Annotated in this window: 7 protein-coding genes and 1 riboswitch; of the genes, 4 read left to right on the top strand and 3 right to left on the bottom strand. The window is 75.7% G+C overall.

Features of this window, described 5'->3' with window-relative positions; all coding sequences use genetic code 11:
- Positions 1–348: 348 nt before the first annotated feature.
- A complete protein-coding gene (purN, locus tag ATM99_RS12505; protein ID WP_062103225.1) occupies positions 349–1,017 on the top strand; it encodes a phosphoribosylglycinamide formyltransferase in 669 nt (222 codons plus the stop codon).
- A gap of 42 nt (positions 1,018–1,059) precedes the next feature.
- Positions 1,060–1,149: riboswitch (ZMP/ZTP riboswitch) on the top strand.
- Positions 1,150–1,199: 50 nt separating this feature from the next.
- Complete coding sequence (gene purH / locus ATM99_RS12500; RefSeq protein WP_062103224.1) at positions 1,200–2,834, top strand: bifunctional phosphoribosylaminoimidazolecarboxamide formyltransferase/IMP cyclohydrolase; 1,635 nt, start codon at positions 1,200–1,202, stop codon at positions 2,832–2,834.
- A 76-nt stretch (positions 2,835–2,910) separates the two neighbouring features.
- On the opposite strand, the gene ATM99_RS12495 is transcribed toward purH, so the two are convergent.
- Positions 2,911–4,179: an NAD(P)/FAD-dependent oxidoreductase gene (locus ATM99_RS12495; protein ID WP_062103227.1), complete on the bottom strand. Its 1,269-nt coding sequence runs from the start codon at positions 4,177–4,179 to the stop codon at positions 2,911–2,913.
- Positions 4,180–4,308: 129 nt separating this feature from the next.
- Here ATM99_RS12495 and ATM99_RS19715 point away from each other — a divergent pair, with 129 nt between their 5' ends.
- Entirely contained in the window at positions 4,309–4,875 is a 567-nt protein-coding gene (locus tag ATM99_RS19715) for a hypothetical protein (RefSeq protein ID WP_082659685.1), read from the top strand.
- 64 nt (positions 4,876–4,939) lie between these two features.
- Here the strand turns inward: ATM99_RS19715 and ATM99_RS12485 are convergent, their stop codons facing one another.
- A complete protein-coding gene (locus ATM99_RS12485) occupies positions 4,940–5,962 on the bottom strand; it encodes an aquaporin (RefSeq protein ID WP_062103223.1) in 1,023 nt (340 codons plus the stop codon).
- A gap of 209 nt (positions 5,963–6,171) precedes the next feature.
- Here ATM99_RS12485 and ATM99_RS12480 point away from each other — a divergent pair, with 209 nt between their 5' ends.
- Positions 6,172–7,389 carry an NADP-dependent isocitrate dehydrogenase gene (locus ATM99_RS12480; RefSeq protein ID WP_062103222.1) on the top strand — a complete coding sequence of 406 codons (1,218 nt, stop codon included), beginning with the start codon at positions 6,172–6,174 and terminating at the stop codon, positions 7,387–7,389.
- 64 nt (positions 7,390–7,453) lie between these two features.
- On the opposite strand, the gene ATM99_RS12475 is transcribed toward ATM99_RS12480, so the two are convergent.
- Positions 7,454–8,527: hypothetical protein (locus ATM99_RS12475; RefSeq protein WP_223305046.1), on the bottom strand; the 1,074-nt coding region annotated here is incomplete at its 5' end.

The following is an 8,527-nucleotide window of genomic DNA, read 5'->3' as shown; positions in this document are numbered from 1 at the left end:
GTCCGCCTGGTCCACCGGGGTGGGGGCCGCCCGGTCCGCCCGGTCCACCGGGGTGGGGACCGCCCGGTCCACCCGGGTACGGGCCGCCGGCGTACGGACCCTGGTGCGGAGCGGCCGGCGGGCCCGGCGGTGGACCGCCCTGCGCGCCGGCCGGCGGGCCGGCCTGACCGGGGTGCCACGCGGCGCCGGGCGCCGCGGGCGGCGCGCCGTCGCCCGGCTGCGCGCCGGGGTCCCGCGGCTGCGACTGGTCCGGCGGTGCCCACGGGTTGCCCATGCGCCCATTGTCCCGCACGCGCGCCGTCGGACGTGCGGACCGCCCGCCCGCCGGGTCGGGGTAGGTTCACCCGCGTGACCCGCACCGGCCCCGGTCCCGTCCCGCCCACGCCCGCCGTCGCGCGCGCGCACCGCCTCGTGGTGCTCGTGTCCGGCACGGGGTCGAACCTCGCGGCGCTGCTCGACGCGCACGACGACCCCGCGTTCGGTGCGCGCGTCGTCGGCGTCGTCTCCGACCGGGCGGGCGTCGCGGCGCTCGACCGGGCCCGCGACGCCGGCGTCCCGACCGCCGTGGTCGCGCTGCGCGACTTCCCGGACCGCGCGACGTGGGACCGGGCGCTGACCGAGGCGGTGGCGGTGTTCTCGCCCGACACGGTGGTCCTCGCGGGCTTCATGAAGCTCGTCGGCGCGCCGTTCCTCGAGCGGTTCGGCGGACGCACCGTCAACACGCACCCGGCGCTGCTGCCCGCGTTCCCCGGCGCGCACGGCGTGCGCGACGCGCTGGCGTACGGCGTCAAGGTCACGGGCTGCTCGGTGATCGTCGTGGCCGCGGGGGTGGACGACGGCCCGGTGGTCGCGCAGGAGGCGGTCACGGTCGCGGACGACGACGACGAGGCGTCGCTGCACGAGCGCATCAAGGTCGTCGAGCGTCGCCTGCTCGTCGACGTCGTCGGGCGCATCGCCCGCGACGGGCTCGTGGTCGACGGGCGGCACGCCCGACTGGGCGGGCACGCCGGGGGCTGACGCACGCGGCCGGCCCGCTCGCGCCCGGGCGCGGCTAGACTCGACCACGGTCGTGACTGGCGAGGGTGGAGGACCACCGGGGAGCGACCGAGCACCGCCCTGCCGAGTGCACCGCCCGCCTGGGTGCCGGGGTTCGTCGAAGGTCCTGCCGGACCGCCGCCCGACCCAGGAAGGTGCCACCCATGTCGCACGCCCTGCCCCCCGTCGCCCCCGTCGCGGACGCGACCGCCGACGCGACGCGCCGCCCGCTGCGCCGCGCGCTGCTGTCGGTCTACGACAAGACCGGTCTCGTCGAGCTCGCCACCGCGCTGCACGCCGCGGGCGTCGAGCTCGTGTCGACGGGCTCGACCGCCGCGACCGTCGCGGCGGCGGGCGTCCCGGTGACGCGCGTCGAGGACCTCACGGGGTTCCCCGAGTGCCTCGACGGGCGCGTCAAGACGCTGCACCCGCGCGTGCACGCCGGGATCCTCGCGGACACCCGCCGCCCCGAGCACGTCGCGCAGCTCGACGAGCTGGGCGTCGTCGCGTTCGAGCTGGTCGTCGTCAACCTGTACCCGTTCACGCAGACCGTCGCGTCGGGTGCCGGCGTCGACGAGTGCGTCGAGCAGATCGACATCGGCGGGCCCTCGATGGTGCGCGCCGCGGCCAAGAACCACCCGAGCGTCGCGGTCGTGGTCGACCCCGCGCGCTACGACGACGTCGTCGCGGCCGTCGCGGCGGGCGGGTTCACGCTCGCCGAGCGCACGCGCCTGGCGGCGCAGGCGTTCGTCCACACCGCGACCTACGACGTCGCGGTCGCGTCCTGGATGGGCAACGTCGCGACGACGACCGACGAGGTCGACGGCGTCGCGACCGGGTTCCCCGCGTGGGTCGGCGCGACCTGGGAGCGCAGCGACGTGCTGCGCTACGGCGAGAACCCGCACCAGCGCGCCGCCCTCTACACGGCGGGGCAGGGGACGCCCGGGCTCGCGCAGGCCACGCAGCTGCACGGCAAGGCCATGAGCTACAACAACTACGTCGACGCGGACGCCGCGTGGCGGGCCGCGCACGACCACGGCGACCTGCCCACGGTGGCGGTCGTCAAGCACGCGAACCCGTGCGGCGTGGCCGTGGGCGCGGACGTCGCCGACGCGCACGCCAAGGCCCACGCGTGCGACCCGGTGTCGGCGTTCGGAGGGGTCATCGCGACCAACCGGCGGGTCACGCTCGCGGCGGCCGAGCAGATCGCGCCTGTGTTCACCGAGGTCGTCGTCGCCCCGGGCTTCGACGACGACGCGCTCGCGCTGCTCACGCAGAAGAAGAACGTCCGCCTGCTGGTGGTCGACGCGCCGCCCGCGACGCACGTCGAGCTGCGCCCGGTGTCCGGCGGCCTGCTCGTGCAGTCCGTCGACCGCATCGACGCACCGGGCGACGACCCGGCCACGTGGACGCTCGCGGCGGGCGACGCGGCGGACGAGGCCACGCTGGCCGACCTCGTGTTCGCGTGGCGCGCGGTGCGGGCCGTGAAGTCGAACGCGATCCTGCTCGCGCACGACGGCGCGTCCGTCGGGGTCGGCATGGGCCAGGTCAACCGTGTCGACTCGTGCCGCCTCGCGGTCGAGCGCGCCAACACCGGTGACGTCGAGCGCGCGCGCGGTGCGGTCGCGGCGTCCGACGCGTTCTTCCCGTTCGCCGACGGCCTGCAGGTCCTGCTCGACGCGGGTGTGCGCGCGGTCGTGCAGCCCGGCGGCTCGGTGCGCGACGAGGAGGTCGTCGCGGCGGCCGCCGCCGCGGGGGTGACGCTCTACCTCACGGGCACGCGCCACTTCGCGCACTGACGCACCACGGACGGACGCACCGCCGCGGGCCCGGCGTCGGCCGGGCCCGCGGCGGTGCGGCGGCGGTGCGGGAGGCCTAGACCGGTGGCGTCGCGCGCACGAGCGTGCGCAGGTCGCCGACGGTCGTGGCGTCGTCCGGCAGCGGCAGGTGCGGCAGACCGTCGCGGGCGAACAGCCGCCGCGCCGCGCCCACGTCCCGTGGCCGGTCCACGACGAGCGCACCGGTCACGGCGTCGCCGCGCGACCACAGCACGGTCCAGCCCGCGTCGGCGGCCGGGTCTCCCAGCACGGTCGTCCGGTCGTCGGTGCGGGGCAGCCCGAACGCCGTCAGGTCGTGGCCGAGCTGCGTCGAGAAGACGTACGGCACCGCCTCGGGCCCGGGCACGGGGAGTCCCAGCAGGTGCCGGACGAGCACGTCGGGGCCGTGCAGCGCCTCGTCCCAGTGACCGCCGGGCACCCAGCCGTGCCGGGCGGACCGGCGCAGCGCGACGTCGCCGACGGCGTGCAGCCCCGGCAGCGGACCGTCGGCGCCCAGCACGCGGTAGGCCTCGTCGACGCGGACCGCACCGCCGTGCAGCGGCAGCGCGTCGCCCAGCCAGGAGGTCGCGGGCCGTGCGCCGACCGCGACCAGCACGACGTCCGCGGGCAGCGTCGTCCCGTCGGCGAGCCGCACGCCGGCCTCGTCGACGGTGACGACGGCGGTCGAGGTCCGCAGCGTGACTCCCGCGGCGGCGTACCAGGGTGCGGTGAGCGCGCCGACGGCGGTGCCGAGCGCGGCCGCGAGCGGCGTCGGGCGTGCCTCGACGACCGTGACGTCGTGCCCGGCGGCCGCGGTCACCCCCGCGACCTCGGCGCCGATCCACCCCGCCCCGACCACGACGAGGCGCCGCGGCGGCCCGGCGAGGGCGGTCCGCAGCGCGTCGGCGTCGGCCGCCGTGTGCAGCGCGCGCGCCCGGTCCCAGCCGGGGACGCGCACGGCGCCCGCACCGGTCGCGAGCACGACGCAGGCCGCCCGCACGTCACCGTCGTCGGTGGTGACGACCGCCCCGCCGCCCGCCAGCGGGCGCAGGGCGCGCGCGGGACGGTCCAGCAGCACCTCGTCGGACAGCGCGTGCAGGTCGTGGCCCAGGTCGTCGGCCAGCCAGGCGGGCGACGTGCGGTCGAGCAGGTGCTTGGACAGCGGCGGACGGTCGTACGGCGCGACGCCCTCGGCGCCGAGGACCCGCACGACCCCGTCGTACCCGTGCTCGCGCAGCGCGGCCACGGTGCGCAGCCCTGCGAGGCCCGCACCGACCACGAGCACGTCGCCGACCGGACCGGATGAGGGGGGTGCGTCGCTCGTCACGGGGTTCACCGTAACGACGGGTCGCAGCGGTACGCTGATCCGCACCGCGTCCATCTGCCGGGCCCGCTCAGGGGGCCGTCCGGCGGGGCCTCCCGGCTCGTCGCGGTGGTCACGGACGAAAGGGGCCGCATGTCGAGCGCGGCGCGCATCCCCGGCGCGGACCTCCGGACGCCGACCTGGACGGCGCGTCCCGGCGCGTCCGACGCGGCTGCCGAGCCGCAGCGCGACGTGCCCGCCGACACCCCTGGCGTCGGACGACCGCGCGTGTCGATCGAGCAGCACCCCGGGCTGCAGCCGCTCGGATCGGCCGGTGTCGTGCCCGGTGCGTCCGCGGCCGGCGTCCCCGGCGACGACGCGTCGGTGAGCCAGGCGGCCGCCCCGTCCGTGTCGCCCGAGGAGCGGGCACTCGACCCCCGGACGATCGCGCGCGCGTCACTGGCGGCGGGACGCAACAGCTCGCTGTGGTGGACGCTCGGCGGCATCGGTGCCGCGGTCGGCGCGGCCTTCGTGCGGGACGCAGTCGCGGGCGTGCTCGTGCTCGCGGCGCTGCTGGTCGTCTACGGCGTCGTGCGGGCCGTGGGCGCCCCGCCGGGACCCGCGGCGGTCGCCGTCCGGTCCAAGGCGCTGGACGTCACGATCCTGCTGGGGTGCGCCGTCGCGCTCGTGACGCTGGCCGCGGTCCTGCCGACCGCCTGACGGCGCTCCGACGACGAGGGCCCCGCGACGTCACCGACGTCGCGGGGCCCTCGGGCGTCCGGGGTCAGCGCTCGACGACGAGCACGTCCTCCTCGGCCACGTACAGCTCGTCCTCGCCGAACAGCGAGTCCTCGGGCGGCTCGGCGGCGAACGCGCGGTAGACGAGCGCCGCGATCGCGGCGCCGAGCAGCGGGGCCGCCCAGAACAGCCACACCTGCGACAGCGCCCAGCTGTCGGAGAACGCGGCCGCCGCCAGCGAGCGCGCCGGGTTGAGCGAGCCGTTCGTGACGGGCATCGCGACGAGCAGCAGGACCGCGAGCGCGAGGCCGACGGCGAACGGCACGTGCTGCTTGTTGGCGCGGCGGTCGGTGGCGCCCAGGATCACGCCGACGAACACCGCGGTCGCCACGACCTCGACGAGCAGTGCGACGACGAGCCCGAACTCCGCCTGGCCGGCCGAGAGCGTGGCCAGCGGGGAGTGGTCGCCGTAGCCGTTCGCGACGGAGCTGAAGAACGTGCGCGTCGACGTCTGCGCGCCCTGGCTGACGAGGCCCGGCAGCGTCGTGGGGACCGTCAGGAACAGCACGGCCGCGGCGAGCGTGCCGCCGACGACCTGGGCGAGCCAGTAGGGGACCAGGTCCTTGAACGGCGTGCGGCCCGCGAGGCACGCGCCGAACGTCACGGCCGGGTTGAAGTGCCCGCCCGAGACGCGGCCGACCGCGATGATGCCGGCCAGCGCCGCGATGCCGAAGCCGAGCGCGACGCCGAGGCCACCGCCGGTGTTGCTGAACGCCGAGTACAGCGCGACGCCCAGGCCCACGAGCACGAGCAGGAACGTCCCGAACGCCTCGGCGCCGAGCCGGGCCAGCAGGCTCGGCCCCGCGGCCACGACCGACCCCGCGGGCAGCAGGTAGGCGTCGTCCGCGCCGAGCGCGGGGTCGTCGTCCTCGTCCTCCTCGACCACGACGACGACGGGCTCGGACGTCGTCGGGGTGCCGGCGGCCGCGGGGGCCTCGGCGGCACCGGCCGCGGTGGTCTCCTCGGGCTCCGGGGTGCCGTCGGTGGGCTCTGGCTTCTGCTGGGACATGTCGGTCCTGTCGGTCGAGGTGGGAGGGTCACCGTCGGGTGCCGGGCCGCGGAGCGGCCGGCCGGCGGGGCGTCGGTGGCGCGGACGGGTGACGCAGGGCTCAGCATGCCAGCCGAGCCTGTGCGGCGGCAGGCGGACCGGCCGACCGAGATCTCTCGACGTCGAGTAACCTGGGCGTCACACCCACGGCACAGGAGGCAGGCCCGCGCATGGCGAAGATCAAGGTCGTCGGTCCGGTCGTCGAGCTCGACGGCGACGAGATGACGCGCATCATCTGGCAGTTCATCAAGGACCGCCTGATCCACCCGTACCTCGACATCGACCTGCGCTACTACGACCTGTCGATCGAGAACCGCGACGCGACCGACGACCAGGTCACGATCGACGCGGCGCACGCCATCAAGGAGCACGGCGTCGGCGTCAAGTGCGCGACGATCACGCCCGACGAGGCGCGCGTCGAGGAGTTCGGCCTGAAGAAGATGTGGGTCTCGCCCAACGGCACGATCCGCAACATCCTCGGCGGCGTCGTCTTCCGCGGGCCGATCATCATCAGCAACATCCCGCGGCTGGTCCCGGGCTGGAACAAGCCGATCATCATCGGCCGTCACGCCCACGGCGACCAGTACAAGTCGACGAACTTCAAGGTGCCCGGCGCCGGCAAGATCACGATGACGTTCGAGCCGGCCGACGGCTCCGAGCCGCAGCAGTTCGAGGTCGTGACGATGCCCGAGGCCGGTGGCGTCGCGATGGGCATGTACAACTTCAACGAGTCGATCCGCGACTTCGCGCGCGCCTCGTTCGCGTACGGCCTGCAGCGCGGCTACCCCGTGTACCTGTCGACCAAGAACACGATCCTCAAGGCCTACGACGGCGCGTTCAAGGACATCTTCCAGGAGGTCTTCGACGCGGAGTTCGCCGCTGCGTTCGCCGAGAAGGGCCTGACGTACGAGCACCGCCTCATCGACGACATGGTCGCCGCCGCGATGAAGTGGGAGGGCGGCTACGTCTGGGCGTGCAAGAACTACGACGGCGACGTGCAGTCCGACACCGTCGCGCAGGGCTTCGGCTCGCTCGGCCTCATGACGTCGGTCCTCATGACCCCCGACGGCAAGACCGTCGAGGCCGAGGCTGCGCACGGCACCGTGACCCGTCACTACCGCCAGCACCAGCAGGGCAAGCCGACGTCGACCAACCCGATCGCGTCGATCTTCGCCTGGACCGGTGGCCTCAAGCACCGCGGCAAGCTCGACGGCACGCCCGAGGTCACGCAGTTCGCGGAGACCCTCGAGGACGTCGTCATCACGACCGTCGAGAGCGGCAAGATGACGAAGGACCTCGCCATGCTCGTCGGCAAGGACCAGCCGTGGCTCACCACGGAGGAGTTCCTCGCCGCGCTCGACGAGAACCTCGCGGCGCGCCTGGCCTGAGCACAGCACCGGCGACGGGCCCTCGTCCACTCGTGGACGAGGGCCCGTCGCCGTCGGTGCGGGGTCAGCCGCACTCGACGACGTCACCCACCGCGTCGCTCCGCAGGCCGAGCAGCCAGGCGCCGCCCGGCCCACGGAGCGCGAACAGCGCACGGGCGTCGAGGACGTCCTGCACGGAGGCGAACCGGTAGGCCTCGGGACCGCTGATCTCCCCGTCGTCGCCGAGCGTCCGGGAGGACGCCCGCTGCCACTCCACGATGCTGCTCGCCACCGGGTCCTGCGCGGACGGGGGCGTGTACAGGGGGCGGCCGTCGGCCGTCGCGCCCGCCCGCGTCCAGGAGGTGAGGTCGACGCCGGGCCCCGCGACGGAGAACGTCGCGAAGTCGCAGTAGCCCGCGCCCGCGGCGGCCGTGCGGGACAGCCACGGCTCGTCCAGCGTGCGGGCGACGCCGTCGTCCCACCGGAAGGTGGTGGTGTCGGCACCGGGCACGTCCTGGTCCGCCAGCGTGACGAGCGCGCCGTACGGCAGCCGGACCGCAAGGACGACCGAGGTCGTGCCGGCCGGTGCGCCGGCAGGCGAGGGGACGACCTTCTCGACGAGCTGCACGCCTCCGCCGAGGTCGGCGAGCACCCGCAGCTCCGTCCCGAGCACCCGCGGGGCGAGGTCGCCCGCCCCCAGCGCCCAGGCTCCGTCGCTCCGGGTCGTGGCGGTCGTCACCGTGTAGCCGCCGGCCGTCCCCACCTCGGCCGGCAGGGTCAGCGTGTCGTAGAACGTGTCGGTGTCCTCCTCGACGCCGCCGGGATCGGGGACCGTCTGGCAGGCGTCGCCGGTGCGGGCGCTCGGGCACGCGACGCGGCGCAACGTGCCGCCCTGGTCCTCGTACAGCGCGACGTCGAGCGTGCTGCGGCGCAGCTCCGACGCGGACCGCCCGGCCGCCGCCGGGGTCGCGGCGTAGATGGGGGTCTCGCCGCGGTGCCCCACGAGGTACCAGTCGTAGAGCGAGCCGTCGTCGTCGGCCCCGAGGCGCGTGGGCGCCTCGACCGGCTGCGGCACGCTCCAGACCTCTCCCGTACGCGGCGCGGAGAGGCGCGCGAGGACGGTCGCGTCGTCGATGGTCGCCTCGCGGACCGGGGGGCC

It is taken from the genome of Cellulomonas sp. B6, from assembly GCF_001462455.1.
In the GTDB taxonomy this organism is placed as follows: domain Bacteria; phylum Actinomycetota; class Actinomycetes; order Actinomycetales; family Cellulomonadaceae; genus Cellulomonas.
The sequence above is the reverse complement of the archived record's forward strand: the minus strand, read 5'-3'. Positions and strand labels throughout refer to the sequence as shown.

Excerpts from the sequence above, each read along its gene's own strand:
- purH (WP_062103224.1), top strand. The coding sequence starts at position 1,200 with ATGTCGCACGCCCTGCCCCCCGTCGCCCCCGTCGCGGACGCGACCGCC.
- ATM99_RS19715 (WP_082659685.1), top strand. The coding sequence starts at position 4,309 with ATGTCGAGCGCGGCGCGCATCCCCGGCGCGGACCTCCGGACGCCGACC.
- ATM99_RS12485 (WP_062103223.1), bottom strand. The coding sequence starts at position 5,962 with ATGTCCCAGCAGAAGCCAGAGCCCACCGACGGCACCCCGGAGCCCGAG.
- ATM99_RS12480 (WP_062103222.1), top strand. The coding sequence starts at position 6,172 with ATGGCGAAGATCAAGGTCGTCGGTCCGGTCGTCGAGCTCGACGGCGAC.